23 protein-coding genes, 1 tRNA gene, 2 rRNA genes and 1 riboswitch are annotated in these 21,863 nt (G+C 47.0%); of the genes, 22 read left to right on the forward strand and 4 right to left on the reverse strand.

Annotation, left to right across the window (positions count from 1 at the left end; genetic code table 11):
* The 8 genes from EGV91_RS17240 to tsaD form a co-directional block, all read left to right on the forward strand.
* A 23S ribosomal RNA gene (locus tag EGV91_RS17240) occupies positions 1-111 on the forward strand; the annotation flags it as partial.
* An 83-nt stretch (positions 112-194) separates the two neighbouring features.
* Positions 195-310, forward strand: a 5S ribosomal RNA gene (rrf, locus tag EGV91_RS05550).
* A 14-nt stretch (positions 311-324) separates the two neighbouring features.
* Positions 325-397, forward strand: a tRNA-Asp gene (locus tag EGV91_RS05555).
* Between the two features lie 100 nt (positions 398-497).
* Positions 498-962 (forward strand): DUF2691 family protein, encoded by a 465-nt coding sequence (locus EGV91_RS05560; protein ID WP_158290569.1) that lies wholly within the window; start codon positions 498-500, stop codon positions 960-962.
* Between the two features lie 148 nt (positions 963-1,110).
* Entirely contained in the window at positions 1,111-1,563 is a 453-nt protein-coding gene (tsaE, locus tag EGV91_RS05565; protein ID WP_135501495.1) for a tRNA (adenosine(37)-N6)-threonylcarbamoyltransferase complex ATPase subunit type 1 TsaE, read from the forward strand.
* Entirely contained in the window at positions 1,560-2,255 is a 696-nt protein-coding gene (tsaB, locus tag EGV91_RS05570; protein ID WP_135501497.1) for a tRNA (adenosine(37)-N6)-threonylcarbamoyltransferase complex dimerization subunit type 1 TsaB, read from the forward strand. The genes tsaE and tsaB overlap by 4 nt, the downstream gene beginning before the upstream one ends.
* Positions 2,252-2,707 (forward strand): ribosomal protein S18-alanine N-acetyltransferase, encoded by a 456-nt coding sequence (rimI, locus tag EGV91_RS05575; protein ID WP_135501499.1) that lies wholly within the window; start codon positions 2,252-2,254, stop codon positions 2,705-2,707. The genes tsaB and rimI overlap by 4 nt, the downstream gene beginning before the upstream one ends.
* A complete protein-coding gene (tsaD, locus tag EGV91_RS05580; protein ID WP_135501501.1) occupies positions 2,700-3,719 on the forward strand; it encodes a tRNA (adenosine(37)-N6)-threonylcarbamoyltransferase complex transferase subunit TsaD in 1,020 nt (339 codons plus the stop codon). The genes rimI and tsaD overlap by 8 nt, the downstream gene beginning before the upstream one ends.
* 359 nt (positions 3,720-4,078) lie before the next feature.
* Here tsaD and EGV91_RS05585 read toward each other — a convergent pair whose 3' ends face one another.
* Positions 4,079-6,019, reverse strand: a complete 1,941-nt coding sequence (locus EGV91_RS05585) for an ABC-F family ATP-binding cassette domain-containing protein (RefSeq protein WP_135501503.1) — start codon at positions 6,017-6,019, stop codon at positions 4,079-4,081.
* A gap of 129 nt (positions 6,020-6,148) precedes the next feature.
* Between EGV91_RS05585 and EGV91_RS05590 the strand changes: the two genes are divergently transcribed.
* The 3 genes from EGV91_RS05590 (at position 6,149) to tatC (ending at position 7,852) form a co-directional block, all read left to right on the forward strand.
* A complete protein-coding gene (locus EGV91_RS05590; RefSeq protein WP_135501505.1) occupies positions 6,149-6,781 on the forward strand; it encodes a redox-sensing transcriptional repressor Rex in 633 nt (210 codons plus the stop codon).
* Between the two features lie 90 nt (positions 6,782-6,871).
* Positions 6,872-7,069, forward strand: coding sequence for a twin-arginine translocase TatA/TatE family subunit (locus tag EGV91_RS05595; protein ID WP_135501507.1), 198 nt, complete (start codon positions 6,872-6,874; stop codon positions 7,067-7,069).
* Between the two features lie 12 nt (positions 7,070-7,081).
* Positions 7,082-7,852 (forward strand): twin-arginine translocase subunit TatC, encoded by a 771-nt coding sequence (gene tatC / locus EGV91_RS05600; RefSeq protein ID WP_135501509.1) that lies wholly within the window; start codon positions 7,082-7,084, stop codon positions 7,850-7,852.
* 32 nt (positions 7,853-7,884) lie between these two features.
* Here tatC and EGV91_RS05605 read toward each other — a convergent pair whose 3' ends face one another.
* Entirely contained in the window at positions 7,885-8,676 is a 792-nt protein-coding gene (locus EGV91_RS05605) for a CPBP family intramembrane glutamic endopeptidase (RefSeq protein WP_135501511.1), read from the reverse strand.
* Between the two features lie 257 nt (positions 8,677-8,933).
* Here EGV91_RS05605 and EGV91_RS05610 point away from each other — a divergent pair, with 257 nt between their 5' ends.
* From EGV91_RS05610 to EGV91_RS05655, 10 genes are all read left to right on the forward strand, one after another.
* Complete coding sequence (locus EGV91_RS05610) at positions 8,934-9,587, forward strand: hypothetical protein (protein ID WP_135501513.1); 654 nt, start codon at positions 8,934-8,936, stop codon at positions 9,585-9,587.
* Positions 9,588-9,788: 201 nt separating this feature from the next.
* A complete protein-coding gene (groES, locus tag EGV91_RS05615) occupies positions 9,789-10,073 on the forward strand; it encodes a co-chaperone GroES (protein WP_135501515.1) in 285 nt (94 codons plus the stop codon).
* Positions 10,074-10,142: 69 nt separating this feature from the next.
* On the forward strand, positions 10,143-11,774 hold the full coding sequence (gene groL / locus EGV91_RS05620; RefSeq protein WP_135501517.1) for a chaperonin GroEL: 1,632 nt from the start codon (positions 10,143-10,145) through the stop codon (positions 11,772-11,774).
* A gap of 171 nt (positions 11,775-11,945) precedes the next feature.
* Positions 11,946-12,071, forward strand: a riboswitch (SAM riboswitch).
* A 103-nt stretch (positions 12,072-12,174) separates the two neighbouring features.
* A complete protein-coding gene (locus EGV91_RS05625) occupies positions 12,175-12,999 on the forward strand; it encodes a MetQ/NlpA family ABC transporter substrate-binding protein (protein ID WP_135501519.1) in 825 nt (274 codons plus the stop codon).
* Between the two features lie 41 nt (positions 13,000-13,040).
* Positions 13,041-14,228, forward strand: a complete 1,188-nt coding sequence (locus EGV91_RS05630) for an acyl-CoA dehydrogenase family protein (protein WP_135501521.1) — start codon at positions 13,041-13,043, stop codon at positions 14,226-14,228.
* Between the two features lie 383 nt (positions 14,229-14,611).
* A complete protein-coding gene (locus EGV91_RS05635; protein WP_135501523.1) occupies positions 14,612-15,457 on the forward strand; it encodes a DegV family protein in 846 nt (281 codons plus the stop codon).
* A 189-nt stretch (positions 15,458-15,646) separates the two neighbouring features.
* Positions 15,647-16,585: a sensor domain-containing diguanylate cyclase gene (locus EGV91_RS05640; RefSeq protein WP_241666112.1), complete on the forward strand. Its 939-nt coding sequence runs from the start codon at positions 15,647-15,649 to the stop codon at positions 16,583-16,585.
* 70 nt (positions 16,586-16,655) lie between these two features.
* Positions 16,656-17,756: a threonine aldolase family protein gene (locus tag EGV91_RS05645; RefSeq protein WP_135501527.1), complete on the forward strand. Its 1,101-nt coding sequence runs from the start codon at positions 16,656-16,658 to the stop codon at positions 17,754-17,756.
* 202 nt (positions 17,757-17,958) lie between these two features.
* A complete protein-coding gene (locus EGV91_RS05650) occupies positions 17,959-18,957 on the forward strand; it encodes a tRNA dihydrouridine synthase (protein WP_135501529.1) in 999 nt (332 codons plus the stop codon).
* A 193-nt stretch (positions 18,958-19,150) separates the two neighbouring features.
* The gene (locus EGV91_RS05655) at positions 19,151-19,366 is read left to right on the forward strand and encodes a hypothetical protein (protein WP_135501532.1); all 216 of its coding nucleotides are present in this window, start codon (positions 19,151-19,153) and stop codon (positions 19,364-19,366) included.
* A 61-nt stretch (positions 19,367-19,427) separates the two neighbouring features.
* On the opposite strand, the gene EGV91_RS05660 is transcribed toward EGV91_RS05655, so the two are convergent.
* On the reverse strand, positions 19,428-20,411 hold the full coding sequence (locus EGV91_RS05660) for a cation diffusion facilitator family transporter (protein ID WP_135501534.1): 984 nt from the start codon (positions 20,409-20,411) through the stop codon (positions 19,428-19,430).
* A gap of 187 nt (positions 20,412-20,598) precedes the next feature.
* Between EGV91_RS05660 and EGV91_RS05665 the strand changes: the two genes are divergently transcribed.
* Complete coding sequence (locus EGV91_RS05665; protein ID WP_135501536.1) at positions 20,599-21,117, forward strand: YehS family protein; 519 nt, start codon at positions 20,599-20,601, stop codon at positions 21,115-21,117.
* A gap of 51 nt (positions 21,118-21,168) precedes the next feature.
* Here EGV91_RS05665 and EGV91_RS05670 read toward each other — a convergent pair whose 3' ends face one another.
* Positions 21,169-21,684: an SRPBCC family protein gene (locus tag EGV91_RS05670; RefSeq protein WP_241666113.1), complete on the reverse strand. Its 516-nt coding sequence runs from the start codon at positions 21,682-21,684 to the stop codon at positions 21,169-21,171.
* Positions 21,685-21,863 lie beyond the last annotated feature (179 nt).

Here is a 21,863-nt window from a genome sequence, read left to right on the forward strand (position 1 = left end):
TGTCTCGCAAGCAAGTAAGATCCCTCAAAGACGATGAGGTAGATAGGTTCGGAGTGGAAGCGTGGCGACACGTGCAGCTGACGAATACTAATCGATCGAGGACTTAACCAAAACAACCGTGGGCACGGATTGCCCGTTTCGTTTCAATGTCGTGTATCCAGTTTTGAGGGCGCAAGCACTCAAGCAAAAAATAGTCCAGTGATGATGGCAAAGAGGCCACACCCGTTCCCATCCCGAACACGGAAGTTAAGCTCTTTTGCGCCGATGGTAGTTGGGGGTTTCCCCCTGTGAGAGTAGGACGTCGCTGGTCTGTATTTTTTTTTTGGTCCCGTGGTGTAGCGGTTAACATGCCTGCCTGTCACGCAGGAGATCGCCGGTTCGATCCCGGTCGGGACCGTATTTTTTTCCGAATGAACACAGCCAATGGGCTGTGTTTATTTTTTTTGGTTGGATTAAGCAAACGGCAGAACTTGAATCTGTCTATGGGAGGAAACTTTATGAGAAGAGGAATCAGTTTTGAAATTCCGAACGACTACGGCCGTTTTCTTGGAGATGTCCTGCAACCTATAGAAATCAACGCGTTCCATTGGAAGATTGGCATCGGCGAATCGTATAAGACAGTTAACGATAAACTAGATGGGATGCTTTTCCCAGACAGCCAAGAATCCATTTCAGGGACAGAACTGAAAACCACGTTGGAATCCAACGATTATTATGTTATTTTTGCTGATTTGCAGGCATATCCAAGTAAAGAAATTTCCAGCATCGAAACCTATGAAGAATTTATGGAAAGCGATTGCGAACTGGTTCTGCTCGTGGTGGATTGCAGCTATGTCACCATTTACTGCAAAAATCAGGAGGCAATCATCTCCCTGCAAAAAAATGCCTTAAATAACGGTTTTACCGATATCGAATATATAACCGATGAAAACGATTCAAGAACAAGGCTATCTGTTTGGTAAGAGTGACAGCTTTAAAGCCCTATGTAAGTATTCGATACAGCATTTAACGTAAAAGAGAGCATGAGAGACACACTGGAAAGTGGATTTTTTGATTTCCTGCAGTTTCTTCGCTAAACTATGTAAAGACTCAATAGAGGTGACGGATAAAATGAACTATACAATAGAAGTGAACTCTCCAGAAGAAACGATGGCATTCGCTGAAAAACTGGCCCTTCTCCTGCAGCCGCAGGATCTTCTGACGCTTGAAGGCAGCCTCGGCGCTGGAAAAACCACATTCACCAAAGGCATCGCAAAAGGGCTTGGCATCAAACGCATGGTCAACAGCCCAACATTCACCATTCTAAAACAATACGAAGGCAAGCTGGAACTGAACCATATCGACGCTTACCGCTTAGAAGACAGCCATGAAGACATCGGCTTCGATGAATTGTTCTCAGGCGACGCCGTATCAGTCGTAGAATGGGCGCAATTCATCAGCGAATACTTGCCGCAAGACCGTTTGGACATCATCATCACGCGCAAGTCGGAAGAGGCGCGCGAAATCGCCCTTCACCCAAAAGGCCGGCGCTATGAAACTTTATGCAAGGAGCTAAACTTATGATTTATCTAGGCATCGACACTTCAAACTATCCCCTAGCGATTGCTTTGATGGAAGATCAGACTGTTTTAATAGAAGAAACCACGAATCTGAAAATCAATCACTCGCTGACAGCGATGCCGGCGATTGAGGAAATGATGAAGAAAGCGAAAGTCGCGCCTGCTGATTTGACGCACATTGCAGTAGCGGAAGGACCGGGTTCGTATACCGGCATCCGGATTGGGTTGACCATCGCAAAAACATTGGCTTGGTCGCTGAAAATTCCGTTGCATATGGTATCCAGCCTGAAAGTATTGGCGGCAAATGGCCAGTCTTTCGACGGTTTGGTGTGTCCGGTGATGGATGCGCGGAGAGGCACTGCCTTTACTGCACTTTATGACGGCAAGACACTTGAACCGGTAGTGGGCGATCAGCACAGTGATTTTCGTGAGTTTTTGAATAAAGCCAAAACCATCGGAAAGCCTGTCCTCTTTACAGGTGCAGACCTTGTTATTCATGAAGGGTTGATCCGTGAAGTACTTGGCGGCATGGCGCATTTCAGCGCGCCTCAAAATCGTCTGCCGCGTGCTTCGAATTTGATTGTATTGGCGCAGCAGTCGGATGCGCAGGATGTTCACCACGCAGTGCCTGAATACCAGCGCATTACGGAAGCGGAAGCGAATTACAACAAGCAGCAGGAAGGCCAGCCATCATGAGCGCCGAGCTGACATTCCGTCAAATGACGGTCGACGACATTGATCAAGTTTATGAGATTGAAAAATTATCTTTTACGCTGCCATGGACAAAGGAATCGTTTCGCCATGAAATGGAAAGTAACGATCATGCCTATTACGTCATTGCTGAAACAGAGGAAGGCATTGTCGGTTATTGCGGAATGTGGCTGATCTTGGATGAATGCCACATCACGAATATCGCGATCCTGCCTCAGGAACGCGGCAAAAAATACGGCGAACGCTTGATGGAAGAAGTCATCAGAGTCGCCAAATCAAAAGGCGCCGAACTGATGACACTGGAAGCGCGTGTCAGCAACCATGCGGCGCAGAATTTATACCGGAAAATGGGTTTTCAAAATGGTGGCATCCGCAAGGGGTATTATACCGATAACCAAGAAGATGCCATAGTAATGTGGGTGAATTTTAATGACTGAAGACATTTATGTATTGGGAATCGAAACAAGCTGCGACGAGACCGCAGCATCCGTCGTCAAAAACGGTAAGGAGATCATCTCCAACGTGGTGGCATCGCAAATCGAGAGCCATAAGCGTTTCGGCGGCGTAGTCCCGGAAATCGCTTCGCGCCATCACGTCGAGCAAATTACATTGGTGATTGAAGAAGCTTTAACGCAAGCTGGAATGGCACCGAACGAATTGGATGCTGTAGCGGTGACCGAAGGCCCGGGATTGGTCGGTGCGTTATTGGTCGGCGTCAATGCGGCGAAAGCCTTCGCCTTCGCTCACCAATTGCCGCTGGTCGGGGTTCATCATATCGCAGGGCATATCTATGCCAACCGGCTGGAACAGGAAATGGAATTTCCGTTATTGGCATTGGTGATTTCCGGGGGCCATACGGAATTGGTGTTGATGAAAGAGCATGGCGATTTTGACGTGATCGGGGAGACGCGCGACGACGCGGCAGGGGAAGCATACGATAAAGTCGCCAGAACGCTGAATTTGCCGTATCCGGGCGGTCCGCACATCGACCGGCTGGCGCATGAAAGCGACGGCGCGATCGAATTTCCACGCGTGTGGCTTGAAGAGGGCTCATATGATTTCAGCTTCAGCGGCTTGAAATCATCGGTGTTGAATTACCTGCACAATGCAGCTCAGCGGGGGGAAGAGATTCCGCCTGAGCATATCGCTGCAGGCTTCCAGAACAGTGTTGTGGAAGTAGTAACAGCCAAAGCTGTGCGCGCAGCAGCGCAGTATAAGGTGCGCCAGGTGATTGCAGCGGGCGGCGTGGCCGCAAATAAAGGGCTACGGACTTCTTTGACGGCAGCGTTCGATGAAAAAGGCATCCCGTTCTATATTCCGCCTCTTGCTTTATGCACAGATAACGCGGCGATGATCGCGGCGGCCGGAACGGTCATGTTTGAAAAAGGCATACGAGGAACGATGGCTATGAATGGGCGTCCAGGAATGGAACTCGCTTCCTGGACGTGAAAAAAGCTCGGCAGAAACCCGGATTTTCCGGTTTCTGCCGAGCTTTTTCGTATATAATTGAGCTTTTTTATGCACAATTGATAAGTTGACTGTCAATAGAGAACATTTGTACTTATGCACAAATTGTGAATAAGCTGTTCATAACTCGATGGAAAGTACCCCTTTACCTACATATTGTAGCCTTGACACTGGAAAACTATGTGGATAACAATTAATTCGATTGTGGATAATGTGGAAAAGTCTGTTGATAGTTGATATTGCAATTCTTTCGATGTGTACAACTTTGTGGAAATAATTATTTCGCAAATAGGTATTGACCTAGATATAGAAAAAGAAAAACCGTATACAGAAGTATACGGTCAATTGTTCACTTTTTCTATCTGTTCCTGCAATTCCAGCCATGCGGACATTTTTTCTTCTTGCTGTTCTTTCAAGCTTTCCAATTGGGTCTGCAGAGGCAACACCCGTTCGTGGTCCTGGAATACTTCCGGCAGACAGAGCTGCTCTTCGATCTCGGCAATCTGCGCGTCGAGTTTTTCCATTTCCTGCTCGGTTTCCTCTGTTTGGCGCAAAAGCTGGCGTTCCAGTTTCTTCGCGCCTTTGTCGATCTGGGAAGTGACCGCCGCTGGAGCAGCTTTCACTGCTACAGTGGATTCTTCCGCTTCAAGTGCGGCCAGTTCTTCCATCTCGAGTTTTTTCTCGACGTAATAATCATAGTTCCCGAGATATTCTGTCGCACCGTCTTGGGTCAGTTCAATGACTTTCGTGCCGATGCGGTTCATGAAATACCGGTCATGGGACACGAAGAGGATGGTGCCGGGGTAATCGATCAATGCATTTTCCAGCACTTCTTTGCTGTCGAGGTCCAAATGGTTGGTCGGCTCATCGAGCAGCAGCACATTGGCTTTTTGCATCATCAGCTTGGCGAGCGCAACACGGGCTTTTTCACCGCCGGATAATGTGGAAATCGGCTTCAGGACATCGTCGCCAGAAAACAGGAAGCGTCCAAGGATGCCGCGGATTTCTTTTTCGTTGATCAGCGGGTAATCATCCCAGAGTTCGTTCAATAATAGTTTATTTCCTTTTAAGTTGGCTTGCTCCTGGTCGTAATAGCCGAACTGGATGCCGGTGCCGTAATGGATGTCGCCGGCAAGGGGCTTAAGTTCTTTCATAATCGTCTTCAATAGCGTCGACTTGCCGACGCCGTTCGGCCCGACAAGTGCCATACTTTCCTGGCGGTACAGCTTCAGCGAGATGTTTTTGGCGACCGGCTCGCCGCTATAGCCTATAGCGAGCGAATTGACGGTCAGCACATCGTTGCCACTTTGCTTGTCGATGGTGAAGCCGAAACGCGCGGATTTCTCGCTGCCATCCGGTGCGCCCATCCATTCTGTTTTTTCCAGGATCTTGCGGCGGCTCTGCGCCATCTTCGTTGTCGATGCGCGCACCAAATTGCGCTGGACGTAATCTTCGAGCTTGGCTTTTTCGCCTTGCTGCTTTTCAAATTGCTTCATGTCGAGTTCGTATTGCTTCGCTTTCTCGTCAAGATAGCGGCTGTAATTGCCTGTGTACTTTTTGACGCGGTGGCGGGACACTTCATAAACAAGCGTAACGACCTGGTCGAGGAAGTAACGGTCATGCGAGACGATCAGCAGGGCGCCGGGGTAATTCTTCAAATAATTCTCGAGCCAGCTCAGCGTTTCGATGTCAAGATGGTTTGTCGGTTCATCGAGGATCAAGAGCTGTGGCTTGGACAGCAGAAGTTTCGCCAGCATGAGCCGCGTCTTCTGGCCGCCGGACAAGGATACGACCTTTTTGCCGTAGTCGTCCGCATAGAATTTCATGCCATGGAGGATGGCTCGGGTATCGGCTTCGAACTGGTAGCCTCCGGCATCCTTGAAATCATGCTGGAGCGTGTCGTACTCTTTCATGACCTTGTCGTACAGCTCTGCATCGTCATGGACTTCCTGTTCAGCCATCCGGGCTTCAAGGCGGCGGAGCTGGGCTTCCTGTTCGCGGAAATGCGCGAAGATCGTCATCATTTCCTCCCACACGGTCGCATCGGATTCCAGATCATTCTGCTGTTCCAAATAGCCGATGGTCAAATCTTTCGGCATGATGATTTCGCCGCTGTCATAAGACATCTCACCGGATATGATTTTCAAAAGCGTCGATTTGCCCGCGCCGTTGCGGCCTACCAGTGCAACGCGGTCGCGGTGTTGGACTTCCAGTTTGACGCCTGAGAGGATCTCATCTGCGCCGAACGATTTATGGACTTGGTTTACTTGCAGTACTATCATGCGGGTCACCTCAATTCTACTTCAAGTGTAGCCCATAGGGCGGCTGTCCGCAATAAAGCCAGCTTTACATCTGGAGGTTCCTAATGTAAGATAGTATCGATTTGACAAGACCTCAGGAGGTAAGCTGGCATGCTGCACGAACCAACCAAAATTCCGCAGGCGACGACGAAACGCCTGCCGCTATATTACCGTTTCATCCAGAATTTCGCGAATGCCGGGCAAAAGCGGATTTCCTCCCAGGAATTGAGTGAAGCGATGAAAATCGACTCCGCTACAATCCGCCGTGATTTTTCCTACCTCGGGGCATTCGGCAAAAAAGGCTATGGCTACGATGTCCAGGGCTTGCTCGAATTTTTCCGCAAGACCCTGGATCAGGATGAAGCGACGAACGTCGCGTTGATCGGCGTCGGCCATCTCGGCAGCGCATTCCTCAAATACAATTTCCAGCGCAACCACAATACGAAAATCGTGCTGGCTTTCGATACAAACAGTCCGCTTGAAGGCGAACGGATCAGCGGCATCGACACGTACCATCCGGACCGCATTGAAGAGAAAATCGCTGAATACGGCATCGAAGTGGTCATCCTCACTGTGCCGTCAAGGTCAGCGCAGGAAGTGACCGACCGGCTTGCGAAAACCGATATCAAGGGCATACTCAACTTCACGCCAGTGCGCATTGCCGTGCCGGAACACATCCGCGTGCAGACCATCGATTTGTCCGTCGAGCTGCAGACGCTGATTTACCAAATCAAGCAGCAATGACTTAAAATCTTCACATTTGCAGGGCTTCTCGAAATAGCCAAAAGGGCTCTAATGATGTAGAATAAAGCCATAATACAGGAGGTGCCTCGTATGCCAGGTCCAATGAGTATAATCGTTATTGGTATTGTTGCTTTGCTTGTTTTCGGCCCGAAGAAGTTGCCGGAACTTGGAAAAGCGTTTGGTTCGTCTTTGCGTGAGTTCAAAAATGCTACAAAAGGACTTGTAGATGATGAAGACGATAACAAAGTAGATTTGAAAAAGAAAGAAGAGCAAAAGGAAATACGTTAGGATGTTTGTCCGATGACAGAAAAAGATATGACTTTAGTTGAACATATAGTTGAATTGCGAAAACGGCTCACCATTGTAGTCGTTTTCTTTGTATTAGCGCTCATTATCAGCTTTTTCCTTGCCCAACCGCTGATTCAGTATCTGCAGTATACAGAAGAAGCGAAAAATCTTACCTTGAACGCGTTCAAAATTACGGATCCGCTGATGATTTTTATGCAAGTCACCATGATTTTGGCGCTTATCTTCACTTCGCCCGTGATCATGTATCAATTCTGGGCATTTATCAGCCCAGGTCTTCTTGAAAAAGAACGGCGGGCAACGTTAAGCTATATCCCATTTTCCTTGCTGTTGTTTTTGGGCGGGATCGCTTTTTCCTATTTGGTCCTGTTCCCGTACGTGATCGGGTTTATGCTGAATATCTCGGACAATATGGATATCCAGGAAACCATCGGGATCAATGAATACTTCCAATTCCTCTTCCAGATCACGCTGCCGTTCGGCTTGATTTTCCAGTTGCCGGTCGTGATGCTGTTCTTGACGAGGCTTGGTTTTATCACACCGATGCTGATGACGAAATATCGCAAGTATTCGTATCTCGTATTGGTCATCATCGCGGCGTTCATCACGCCGCCGGACATCGTCTCGCATATGATTGTGACGCTGCCGTTGATCGTGCTGTATGAGTTCAGTATCGTTATCGCTAAAATCGGCTACCGCAAGTTTTTGAAAGCGGAGCAGCAGCAGCAAATCATCGAACAACAAGAAAGCCTTCCACCGAATTAAATCGGGGGAAGGCTTTTTTCGTTATGCAGCTGTTATTGGAGTTTTTCTAGTTCTTTCAAGAACCCCTGGATCTTATCCATATTGAGCTGGATGGCCATGACATAGCCGTTCAGCAGGACGTGAGCGATAATTGGCGTGATGATGCGCTTCGTTTTCTGGTACAGGAATGCGAGCACGAGTCCGGTGGAGAAATACGTCAGCAAGTGCGTCATTTCCATATGGACTAGCCCGAACGCCAATGCGCTGACAGCGGTGGCCACCCAGAAATTCGTGGTTTGGTTCAATGAGCCGAAAATGACCCGGCGGAAGACGAGTTCTTCAAGGACAGGGGCGAATAGGACGATTGCCAGTATCGTGAGCGGCACAACTTCAGCGACGCTGACGAGCGCCATCGTGTTCTCAGAGCCCGGATCGATGCCGATGGCCATTTCAATCATGACCGCGAGAGACTGACCAATCAGCAGGAGCAGGAAACCGAGGACTCCCCAGACGAATGCCATTGGGAGACCCGTTCTTTTGCCTTTCCAGATATCGAAAAAGCGTTTGTCCCGAAGCACGAGAATGAGTGTGGCGACAAAGCCGATGCCCATGGAACTGACGATGAGCCAACCGGTAGTGGTCATCCGTGCTGTTGCTTCGTCCAGGCCCTGGCCCTCGAAATAACCCATAGTTGGTGCGATGAAGAATGCCGGCGCAAGCTGCATCACGATAAAGATGAGCAGGACATAAAGTGGTGTCTTTTTGGTCTTGCGCTTCGCGGTGACACTCAGTTTGCTTTTGCCATTGCGGCTTGTATCTGTCTGCGCTTTTAAATTCAATTTCATTTCAGGTGGATTCCTTTCGTTAATGCGTGTTCCTTCTATTGTAGAACTTTCAAGAGGGGACCGCAAAGATTTGATGTATGGAAAAAAGCGAGCAGCATACGAATAAGGGGAAATGTTGATTTCACATTAAGGTTGGCGGAAGCAGTTGAATCCACATCGACTTTACAAAGTTTACACAAAGTCCTGGTATTATAAATGCAGAGAGAAGCAGTTGAATTGCAGTGATTTTGGAAGTTGGGAAGAAAGGGGAAGGAAGAATGAAAAAACAATTACTGGTTGTGTCTATTATCAGCGTCATTGTGTTTATTGTCTTGCAAGTGAATCGGCTGCTAAACGTCGATTTTGTAGGAGGCTATCAGAGCCAAATCACCACATACGTATACATTTTTATTTTCGCCGTACTGATAGGGGCGATTGTAGGTGCATTCAAAAAAATCTTTGCGCCATTGATTATAATGGCGGCGGGTATTGGGGTAGTGGTACTGGTGACGAACCTGTTTACAGTGGAACTGAATTATTACGCTCACCAAGAGGAACGGGAAGAGATGATTGAAAAACTGGTATCGGGCGAAATAAAAAAAGAAGAACGCGGCAATCCAGGCTTCGCTTTTTACTACACGCCGCAGGAATATTTGAAAGCCAATAAGACTGATTACATAAATGCAAGGATATATTCGGACGAAAAACACGTTGTTTTTTTCCAAAGCGCTGAGAGCCGTTTCCTCGATTTTATCGGATTGACAGAAGGCTTCGTTTATTCAGCGACGGGGGAATTGCCGAGTGGGCGGGAGATGGGTTTTTTGGAATACAGAAAGATTAACGGACAATGGTATTTTGTTTCAAGTGACGAAAAACGTTTCCGAAACTTATGCCCGCTTTTATGCTCGGAAGAAATCATTGAGGCGCCGTGATCTCTGCGCTCGAACATTTTAACGCAATAAAGCAGACGGCAGAAGAACGAAGAGAGAAATGAGTGCAGGGCTTTTTAAAAAAAAGAGAATGTTTTGACTTGCAAAAGAGAGGCGGTTTTATTAAACTGAGAAGTGGGTTAGCACTCGAGTGTTGAGAGTGCTAAGGAAAATTATTTAGATAATCTGAGGAGGGTGTTTCAATTGTTAAGACCATTAGGAGATCGCGTAATTATTAAGCTTATCGAAGCTGAAGAAAAAACTTCAAGCGGGATTGTATTGCCGGGATCGGCACAGGAAAAACCGCAGGAAGGCAAAGTGATCGCTGTTGGCAACGGACTTATCCGCGACAATGGACAGCGCACTGAATTGGACGTCAAAGAAGGCGACCGGGTCATCTTCTCGAAATATGCAGGATCTGAACTTAAATACGAAGGCAACGAATACTTGATCTTGCGCGAAAACGACATTTTAGCTGTATTAGGCTAAGCCATATATTCCCGCAATTTGCGGGCGATACATTAGAACACGTTAACTAGATAGAGGAGGAAACTAAACATGGCAAAAGAGATTTTATTCAGCGAAGATGCACGCAGCCAGATGCTGCGCGGTGTTGATAAATTGGCAGATGCAGTGAAAGTGACACTTGGGCCGAAAGGGCGCAACGTTGTACTTGAGAAGAAATTCGGTTCGCCCCTCATCACGAATGACGGCGTAACGATCGCGAAAGAAATCGAACTTGAAAACCCATTCGAAAACATGGGCGCGAAATTGGTGGCGGAAGTCGCTTCTAAAACGAATGACATCGCAGGAGACGGTACGACAACGGCTACGGTGCTTGCGCAGGCAATGATCCGTGAAGGCCTTAAAAACGTCACTGCAGGCGCGAATCCTGTCGGCATCCGCCGTGGGATCGAATTGGCTGTTGAAAGCGCTGTGGAAGGCTTGAAAGCCGTTTCCCAGCAAATCGAAGGAAAAGAATCCATTTCACAAGTTGCGGCAATTTCTTCTGGAGATGCTGAAGTGGGCAACTTGATCGCTGAAGCGATGGAGCGCGTTGGCAACGACGGCGTTATCACGCTGGAAGAATCACGCGGCTTCACGACGGAATTGGATGTTGTTGAAGGCATGCAATTCGACCGTGGGTACCAGTCGCCTTACATGGTGACAGATTCGGATAAAATGGAAGCGGTCCTTGAAAACCCGTTCATCCTTGTCACTGACAAGAAAATCGGCAACATCCAGGAAATCCTTCCAGTGCTTGAGCAAGTTGTTCAGCAAAGCAAACCGCTATTGATTGTAGCGGAAGACGTTGAAGGCGAAGCGTTGGCTACATTGGTCGTCAACAAATTGCGCGGAACGTTCAATGCTGTAGCTGTCAAAGCTCCTGGCTTCGGCGATCGCCGCAAAGCGATGCTTGAAGACATTGCAGCACTTACGGGTGCGGAAGTTATCACGGAAGACCTTGGCTTGGAATTGAAAACAACGAACATTACACAGCTTGGCCGTGCATCGAAAGTTGTCGTATCGAAAGAAAACACGACAATCGTTGAAGGCGCTGGAGACCAGCAGAAGATTGTTGCCCGCGTGGCGCAAATCCGCAACCAGCTGGAAGAAACGACTTCAGAATTCGACAAAGAGAAATTGCAGGAACGTTTGGCGAAACTTGCTGGCGGCGTAGCAGTCATCAAAGTCGGAGCGGCTACTGAAACCGAATTGAAAGAACGCAAATTGCGCATTGAAGATGCGTTGAACGCAACGCGCGCAGCAGTAGAAGAAGGAATCGTTGCAGGCGGCGGTACAGCGCTTGTCAATGTCTACAATAAAGTCGCGGAACTTCTGGAAACAAGAGAAGGCGACGAAGCAACAGGCGTCAAAATCGTTCTTCGCGCTTTGGAAGAGCCAGTTCGCCAAATCGCAACGAATGCAGGCCTTGAAGGATCGATCATCGTTCACCGCTTGAAATCGGAAGAAGTCGGCATCGGCTTTAACGCAGCGAATGGCAAATGGGTCAACATGCTTGAAGAAGGTATCGTCGATCCTACTAAAGTGACGCGTTCAGCACTTCAAAACGCAGCATCTGTAGCAGCGATGTTCTTGACGACTGAAGCAGTCGTTGCAGACATCCCTGAACCAGCAGGACAAGGCGGCGGCATGCCTGATATGGGCGGCATGGGCGGCATGATGTAAATCATCAACCCTTCCTGAAAACTCTTTCTCACTTAGTGAGAAAGAGTTTTTCTATTTTATCCAATAAAATATTAAATTGATTTCTTCTAAGTGTATTGTAATAAAATGGATCGTCTGTTATTGTATTAATCATATCAGATTACTCGGCATTTAATTTCGAGTATACATAAATTCTTATCTAGAGAAGTGGAGGGACTGGCCCTTTGAAGCTTCGGCAGCGGAACTAATTGGAAACAATCCAATTTGTAACTGTGCCAAATCCTGCAAGTGCCTTAGACAGCACTTGAAAGATGAGAAGAGCCGGACCGTGAGCCCCTCTTCTTAGTTATGGAGAGGGGCTTTTTTCTATTCAAGGGATGGCCAGAAGCAACGAAAAATGAAAAGTAGGGAGAGATAGCAGATGAAAAAGCATTTAATTGGTGTGTTAGGGGTTGCAGCATCCCTGTTGCTAGCAGGTTGCGGAAATGATCAAGCATCTGGAGAAGATGCGAAAGAAGTGCGGGTTGGATTCGGAGTGGGCACGTACGAGCAGCAATTCAAAGAAGGCATTTTGCCCATCTTAGAGGAGAAAGGATACACCGTTGATACGACAACCTTCTCCCAGAATATGCAGTTGAATCCGGCAATGCAAGAAGGTTCAATTGATGCAAGTATTTTTCAGAGTACCGCTTATATGGAAGGAATGAATGATGAATTAAACATGAATATGACAGGTATTGCTTTCGTGCCGAGTGCCCCTCAAGGATTATATTCAGAACAACATCAATCCTTGGATGAAGTGGAAGACGGAACGACTGTAGGGGTGCCGAATGATCCGGTAAACCAGGAAAGAGCGGTGCGTATTCTTGAAGAGTTGGGATGGGCGACTGTCTCATCTGATGCAGGTGTGACTGATTTTAACCTGAAGGGTGTTGAAACAGCCGATTACGATATTGATATCAAAGTATTAGACCCTGCTCAAATTCTAGTATCGCTGCAGGACATTGACTTTGGGGTCGTCAATGGCAATTATATTGCCAATGCTCCGGACCGGAAAATTACAGATGCCCTCAAGATTGAAGATACACCTGAACAGCATCGGATCGTTGTAACGATTGATGAAGAAAATGAAGATGCAGAATGGGCGAAAGATTTGAAAGCAGCATATGAATCAGAGGAATTTAAGGAATACATCGAGTCGAATGAACAGTATGACGGGTTCATCTTGACAGAGGAATGGAATTAATAACTAAGAACGCGGGTTAGAAAAAGAAAGGTGAAGTGTATATGGATATCACAGCAGCTAATACTTTTGAAGAGCGTTTGCAGATACTAACACGTACGGTTTCCTCCTTCTCAGAGAGAGCGGCCGAAAATGATCTTGAAGGAAGGTTTCCATTTGAGAATTTTAAAGAACTGAAAGCAATCCATTATCCTTCATTGACGATTCCGTTGGAGTATGGGGGAGCGGGCATCTCGTTATATGAGATGCTGCGCTGCCAAGAAGTGATCAGCAAGGCAGATGGGTCCACAGGATTATCCATCGGCTGGCATATGGGAATCATTAAAGATCTGGGAGAAAAGAATAGATGGAAAGAGTCTACGCTAAAAACTTTATATGATGATGTCAGAGAAAATGGGACGTTGATCAATAACTGTGCGACTGAAAAACAAACAGGAAGTCCGACAAGGGGAGGAAAACCTTCCACAACGGCTAAAAAGGATGGGTTGCATTGGGTTATTAATGGCAGGAAGACGTTTACAACAATGGCTCCCGTATTGGATTATTACAACGTAACAGCGACGATTGAAGAGACAGGTGAAATTGGATTTTTTCTCATTCCACGGTCAAAAGCGGGAGTAGAAATCGAAGAAACCTGGGATAGTATGGCGATGAAAGGTACAGGGAGCCATGATTTGATATTGAATAACGTCAAGCTTGAGGAAGACTCATTAGTCGAAATTCTCGAACCCGGAAAAAAACAGGCATCTGGATGGCTGCTTCATATTCCGGCATGCTACCTCGGCATTGCACAGGCAGCACAGGATTATGCCATCAGTTTTGCAAAAGAATACTCGCCGAATAGTCTTAACGGTCCAATTATCGAGCTGCCGAATGTGAAACAAAAGATTGGCCAAATCGAATTGGAATTAGTCAGAGCGAGACATTTTTTATATTCTGTGGCGAAGCAGTGGGATGAGTCGAATGAAGAGGAACGATCAAAGATGAATCCGGAATTGGCAGCCGTGAAGGTAGCTGTCACCAATTCAGCAATCACCGTCGTTGATTTGGCAATGAGGGTAGCCGGTGCTCACAGTCTATCGGAAAAGAGCCCATTGCAAAGATATTACCGGGATGTGAGAGCAGGACTTCACAACCCGCCTATGGATGATATGGTTATTCCGTTGCTTGCTGATTCTGCGATTGGAAACCAGGCTGTGAAAAAAACTTTGAGTGAACAAGTGATTAACTAGCAACTAAAAGCTATCCGATTCACTCCACCCTCCAGAAAAACTCGTTCAATTTGATTTTAAAGTAATTCAAGACCTGACCCATTCTTATAGAAAAAATAAAACATCAAAAGAGCGCTGATCCTTTATTGGATTTGTGCTCTTTTTGAGTACGGGCATTCTTCTCGTGCCTTAGGGAACTAGGAACTACGAATGGTTCAACCAATTGATTTGGCGGCTGCAACCGTCAAGGAAATAGGCTAGATAAGTTCAAATTATGTCTGCGCTTACAAAAGTTTGTGCTTATATGACACCTGTCACTAGCCTCCCATAGATGCGTCAGGTAAGTTATCCGTAGCAGAGATTTGCTTCCGTTATGGAATTGCATTTAAAGGAGAATTTTTTTAATGAAGAAAATTGCTTGGATCACGGATACAGCTGCGCAATTGGACGAAGCTTTCATCCAAAAACATCATGTACATGTCCTTCCCCTTAGCGTTGTTTTTGACGAAGGGTCATATCGGGAGTCCATCGACCTTACGCAAAAAGAGTTTTACGATAAATTGCGCTTAGCGAAAGTTTCACCTAAAACCTCACAGCCCGCAATTGGCGAAATGCTTTCTTTGTACGAAAAATTACAGTCCGAAGGATACGATTTGGCGATTGCTTTACACTTATCAAGTGGGCTTTCCGGTACGTTCGAAAGCGCGCAGTCGGCTGCGGAAATGTCCGACTTCAAAGTGTATCCGATTGATTCGAAAATCGGTTCTTTCCCGATGGTGAAAATGATTGAAACCGGCGATAAACTGTTGGCAGAAGGCAAGGGCGTAGAAGAAGTGGTTGCCACAATAAAGGAAATGACAGCTAAATCGCATTTATCGTTTATACCTTCGAGCTTGAACCAATTGCATAAAAGCGGACGGGTTTCCGGTACGCAAGCATTTTTAAGCAATATCCTGAACATTAAACTGGTCATTACGTTTGTCGATGGAAAAACGGTCATGAAAGAAAAAGTCCGTTCCAACAAACGGGCAAAAAACACGGTCATGGATGCACTTCGTGCGGATATGGCGAAAGGCACTGTCCCTGAAGTAGCGGCGATTCATTGCAATAATGCAGCTGACGCAGAAATATGGAAAAACGAGCTTTTGCAGGAGTTTCCAGGCCTGAAAGTCCAAGTGGTGCAGCTTAGTGTGTGCGTAGGCGTCCATGCGGGTGAAGGAACGACAGGCTTAAGCTGGGTCGCTTATTGATTTTTCAGTAGAAATGGTTATGAAAGAGGCGAATCCATAATGGGTTCGCCTCTTTTTAATGGGCTTCTTGAGAAGCGAAAATCTTATTGAACAGCCCGTAGCTGTATATGTTAAAATTTAAGAAATAAAGTAAAATTTTAGTTTAATCAATAGAGAAGCAAAACATGACAATAATCGGGGTGCATGAGGGTGGCAACATTGCAAGAAGTGGAACGGTATAGGAATTTCGATGAATTGGCACAGGATGTGCTGGATCTGGCCAAAGAAATCTTGCCTGAGCAATTGATTTATTTAACCTCTTTCAACGATACGCAGCAAATTATTTTGAAGCTCTCAAACGATGATTCGGGCATTCTGGTAAGGGAAGGAATGGTCATCAACCTGGACGAGACGCTGTGCAACCGGATTGATTTTGATAAACAGCAGCCGTTGATTTATGAGAATGTGCAAAAAGAAATTGCTGCGGGGGAAATGAAGACCGCACTCGAAGGGGCCAATATCAATTCCTATTTAGGGCTTCCGATTTCCCATATCAACGGCGACCGGTTCGGGACCTTATGTGTCGTACATGAAGAAGCAAGCCGATACGACCAGAAAAGCATCGATTTGCTACAGCGGATCGTCCGGATGTTTACCTATTATTTGGAGCTCGAGCGCTGCGCCTATCGGGATTCGTTGACGGATCTCTACAACCGGCATTACCTTTCCAGGTTTTTTGAAACGCCTTCGAAAACAGGCGGGACGATTTTCTTCCTGGATTTGGACGGTTTTAAACAGGTCAACGATGTGCACGGCCATGATACCGGGGACCTGGTGCTGAAGGAAGTCGCTGCCAGACTGCAAAACTACGCGAAAGACCATCATGATGCATTCGTGGTGAGGTTGGGCGGAGATGAATTCATCATCCATTTCGCTTGCTCCGCCGATCAAAAAGCAATCAGTCTGCAAGCGGAACAGGTGCTGGCCGGCTTAAGCTCTTGGGGCAGCGAATACCATCTCTCTACCAGCATAGGCATCGTGGTATATCCAGCAGGCCATGCGGCGGATTTGAACGCGCTCCTGAAAAATGCGGACGCTGCGTTATATCGCGCAAAAACAGCGGGGAAGAACACGTACCGGTTTCATTGAACGATGTGGCTGCGTAAATAAGTTTTTTATTGCACAGAAAAAGAAGTGGAAAAATGGGGGCGCGTAAAAGATGGGCGAAACAAGCCAATTGCAGAAGGTCTACAATCAATCCACTTATAAGTTGGCGAACCACGGTCCACGCAATGTCCATGTTTTAAAAGAAGCCTTCCAAAATGTCGCTGGTGATTTGGAAAGCGATATCTATGGAAAAGGCCGGATTATTGAGGATTTCCAAGAGAAGATGGCTGCCTTATTAGGGAAAGAAGACGCCGTCTTTTTCCCCAGCGGCACAATGGCCCAGCAAATCGCTTTGCGTATCTGGTGTGATGAAAAAGGCATAAAAAAAGTGGCTTATCACCCGCTGAGCCATTTGGAAATTCATGAAGAAGATGGCTTGAAAGAGCTGCATGGCATTGAAACGGTCTTGCTTGCGGACCGCGATCGAGTAATCGATCTGGATGATGTGATGAAAATGGGGGACGGGATTGCGGCCGTCTTGCTGGAATTGCCTCAACGGGAAATCGGCGGGCAATTGCCGAGTTTCGAAACGCTCGAACAGATTTCGCAGTATTGCCGCGAACAGCACATCAGGCTGCATCTCGATGGAGCGCGGCTGCTTGAAGTTCTGCCGTATTACCGGAAGTCTGCCGCTGAAGTCAGTGCTTTATTTGATAGTGTTTACCTGTCTTTATACAAAGGGATTGGTGGAATTGCCGGCGCCATATTAGCTGGCGATCGGGATTTTATCCAGCAATCGAAAGTATGGAAAAGGCGGCATGGCGGCGATCTGATCAGTTTGTATCCGTATATCGTCTCAGCAGATTATTATTTTGATATGCGCGCGCATAAAATGGGGCAGTATTTCGAAGCGGCTAAGGAAGTTGCGGCATTGTTCAATTCTTGCTACGGCATCACCTCGCTTCCGCTTTTTCCAGTTTCAAATATGTTCCATGTCCATTTTTCATATCCCAAAGATCAGATGGAACAGGTTTTAGCCAATCTGGGGCAAGAGGTGGAAGTGGGAATCACCGGACGGTTAACAATGGTTGATGAACATTCTTGTTATTTTGAAATGAGCATGGGGGATCAATATTCTGAGATCCCTAAAGAACTTGTCGAAAGCTTATTTGAAAGACTGGACCAAAGCATGAAACGGCATTTTGATCAGTAGAAATGGATGCCAACCCCTCAACGAACGGTTGAGGGGTTTTTGTCTTTTCAAAACACACTGCTTTCCACAAATGCGCGACTCGTGTAAACTATATAAGGTTAAGAAAAGATGGAATGGCCTTGCCGATTTAATTTTTGTACAACATAGATCTTGGATGTGGGACTGTGCTCTCCTCCTGTAACGAAAGGATTGGAATTTAGCTATGAAAGAGAACTTTTGGCGTGACTTGCCGCGTCCGTTTTTTGTATTGGCGCCAATGGAAGATGTCACGAATGTTGTGTTTCGCCATGTTGTGGCTGAAGCAGCACGGCCGGATGTATTTTTTACAGAGTTTACGAACACAGAAAGCTATTGCCACCCGGAAGGTATTTTCAGTGTGCGCGGACGCCTGACGTTTACGCCGGATGAACAGCCGATGGTGGCTCACATATGGGGCAATAAACCCGAGCATTTCCGTGACATGAGCATCGGAATGGCGGAACAAGGCTTTAAAGGAATCGATATCAATATGGGCTGCCCCGTGCCGAACGTGGCCGCAAAAGGAAAAGGCAGCGGCTTGATCAACTATCCCGACAATGCAGCGGAAATTGTCCAGGCGGCTAAAGCGGGCGGCTTGCCTGTCAGTGTCAAGACGCGCCTTGGCTATACCGACGTGGACGAGTGGAAAGGCTGGCTGACGCATATCCTGGAGCAGGACATCGCCAATTTGTCGATCCACTTGCGCACCAAAAAAGAAATGAGTGCGGTGCCGGCGCATTGGGAGCTGATTCCCGAGATTAAAGCATTGCGCGATGAGATTGCTCCTGATACGTTGCTGACGATCAACGGCGATATTCCCGACCGCAAAACGGGGCAAGAGCTTGCCGAGAAATACGGCATTGATGGCGTTATGATCGGACGGGGGATTTTCCACAATCCGTTTGCTTTTGAGACCGAACCGAAAGAACACAGCACCGAGGAATTATTCGGTCTTCTGCGCCTGCACCTGGATCTGCACGATAAGTATTCCACGGAAACTGAGCCGATTTCGTTCAAGCCGCTGCGCCGTTTCTTTAAAATCTACGTGCGCGGCGTCCGTGGAGCGGGTGAGCTGAGAAACCAATTGATGTACACTGAGACGACCGATCAAGTGCGTACGTTGCTTAATGACTTTGAAAAAGAGCAGAGCCTAGCTGAGGTGGCAGGGAACAGCGGAAGCTGATTCACCACTGGCTCGCAGAAGAAGCGCCAATTCCTTTCACGGAGTTGGCGTTTTTTGATTGAAAACAGCGTACGATATTTTTCGAATTAAAAGCTCATCCGTGCTATAATGAGGAACTTAGGACGATTGCGGCTTTTGCTTAAAAAGAATGGACGGCCCCACGCCTACCAATAAACCACAGAGGTGTAAAAGAATGAATAAACGATGGACGATCGATAAAATCAGAACGTTCGTGGAGAAAAACTCCGACAGCAAATTGCTGTCGACGGAATACCACGGATTTTCGCAAAAACTGCTTTTCAAATGTGCCTGCGGCAATAATTTTGAGAAGACCTTTACGAAATTCAATAAGAACGAGCAGCGCAAATGCGACGTCTGCCAACCGCCAAAAGCACCGCGCGGCGAATAATACAAAAATGAAGCGCCCATTTCCTTACTAAGGAATGGACGCTTTTTTTGGATGCAGAAAACTAGTTTTTACCGTCTTCCGGCGGAACGATCCATGTCAGATGGTGGTCGTCTTCGTCAAACTCGATGATGACATTGGTTACATTCTTAATGCTTTCATAAATCCGTTTCTCGATGTAATCCCGAATGTCATCCGCTTCTTCGATGGTCATCTTCGAATCCACTTCGACTTTCAATTCAATATGCAGATGGTCTCCTTCCTTGATGACATTGAGGTCTTGGATATCGTTGATTTTCGGATGCTGCAGCACTTTCGCGCCGATCCGTGCCTGCATTTTGACATCAGCTACTCCCAGTACCCCAGCTGCATTATCTAGGAAGATGCGGCTCACTACAAGAAGCAGTGCAATCCCGATGATAATGGAAGCGTAGCCGGTCGCGCTGTGGAACGGCGTATAGGTGGAAATTATAATTGCAAGCATAGCCAATAGGGCACCGCCAACTGCTACATTATCTTCCAAAAAAACAAGTTTAGTAGCGGCTTTGGCTCCTTTAATATGCTTATAGCTTTGCGGTATGATCTTAAAGCCTTTTGTTTCTTCTTTCGGAAGGTGTTCCGTGATTTCCTTCATTGCTTTATACAAAACGATCGCTTCCAAAATTGCTGCAAATCCGAGGACGCCGATATTCAGCCAAAACCAGTCTTCGGAATGCACGGCATTGGAAATGTGGTGGATACCTTCGACAATTGTTTCATAAGCCAATACCCCAACTACAAGCACGGCCCCCAGCAGCACCAAGTTGACTAATCGCCCAAAACCGCCTGGAAAACGCTCAGTAGGCTCTTTTTTGCTTAGCGCTGAACCGATAAATACGAAAATCTGATTGGCGGCATCCCCGAAACTGTGCATCATTTCAGCGAACATCGCGACGTTGCCGGTGATCAAATAGGCAATAGTCTTGATAATGGCGACAATAGTGTTAACAATTGCGGCCCATAAAGCTGATTTTGTCCCGAATTTCATCAAACTGAAAAGTTCTCTCAAGGCCACCGGCTCCTCTCTGCTTCACTTATGTTTTTGAATGACATGCTCTTATCTATGTTCCCCATTAGAAAAAATCAAAAACGCAAAGCCGCTATAGGTACCAGCAGTTTCGCTGTCCATGTTGTGCTATTATTGAGAATGATAAAAACAAGTATGCAAAGCTATATGAGTGACAGGAGGTATAAGGATGGATAACAACGATTTACTCATACGATTGCGCTACGCGCTCGATATTAAGAACCACGATATGGTGGAGATTTTCAAGCTTGGCGGCGTCAAGACGTCCAAAGAAGACGTCATGAAAATGCTGACGAAAACCCCTGAAGATTACGACGGCCAGCCCGGCGGCATTGTGGGCGAGGACGAATTCAAGGATTATTTGAGCGTCAGTGACGCAACATTCGAGTCGTTCTTGAACGGCTTGATCATTTTCAAGCGAGGCAAGCAGGAGCCGAAGCCGGGCCAGCCCGACAAGCCCGCTCTGACGAATGAACCATCGAAGAACCTGTTGTTGAAGAAAGTGAAAATCGCACTGCAGCTGACGAGCGAGGATATGCTTGAAATCCTGGCACTGGCCGGCGTGACCGTCACGAAGAGTGAGATGAGCGCAATGCTGCGCAAAGAAGGGCATAAAAATTACAGCGTCTGCGGCGACCGTTATGCGCGTAATTTCTTGAAGGGCCTGGGCCTGAAATACCGCAAGTGAAGAACAAAAGCAAAAACGCAAACCCATTGCCGGGTTTGCGTTTTTTTAGGCTCAATTTAGGTTATTTTGCGTTTCTTCTATATAATGTTCGAGGCGGTCGAACGTTTCGGTCATTCCTTCGACGGCCCCCATATCCGTGACTTTGTGCAGGTCTTCTTCCGAGTCGAACACGGTGCGGCTAACAAGGCGTGTGCCGTTTTCTTCTTCCACGAATTCGTCGATAATTTTCATAGCGGGAAAACCTTCAGCATCGTTGCCTTCTTCATCAGAAAATTTGTCCGTATACGTAAGCAAATGAGGTTTTTCGACTTTCTCATAAACCGCTTTTCCCCAAGCTTCCTGACCGTCTTCCGAGCGCATGCAATAATGCCAGATGCCGCCGGGCCGGACATCCATCTTGTAGTTCTCCGTCGTCCAGCCGTTCGGCCCCCACCAATTCTTCACGTGCTGCGGTTCCGTGTACATCGTATACAAGAGCTCAGCGGGCGCATTGAAAAACCGTTCCATTACCAGTTCGGTGCCTTCGATTCGCGTCGAGGCGCCGTTTGATCCGTTATTCATCGACATCGTTATTCCTCCTTCTGGTTTTTGTGTGCTTTCTCCGTTTCTTCCGGGCAGCAGCGTCCAAGCCATAAGGGAATCTTTTGAATACCTCCATGATAATGAATTTCCGCTTGAATGAAAAGCATATTCGCAATAAATTATGCGAATTCATAGAAAATAACAATTTCTAAATTCCGGTAAAA

The sequence above is a fragment of the Planococcus koreensis genome (genome assembly GCF_004761975.1).
Taxonomy (GTDB): Bacteria; Bacillota; Bacilli; order Bacillales_A; family Planococcaceae; genus Planococcus; species Planococcus koreensis.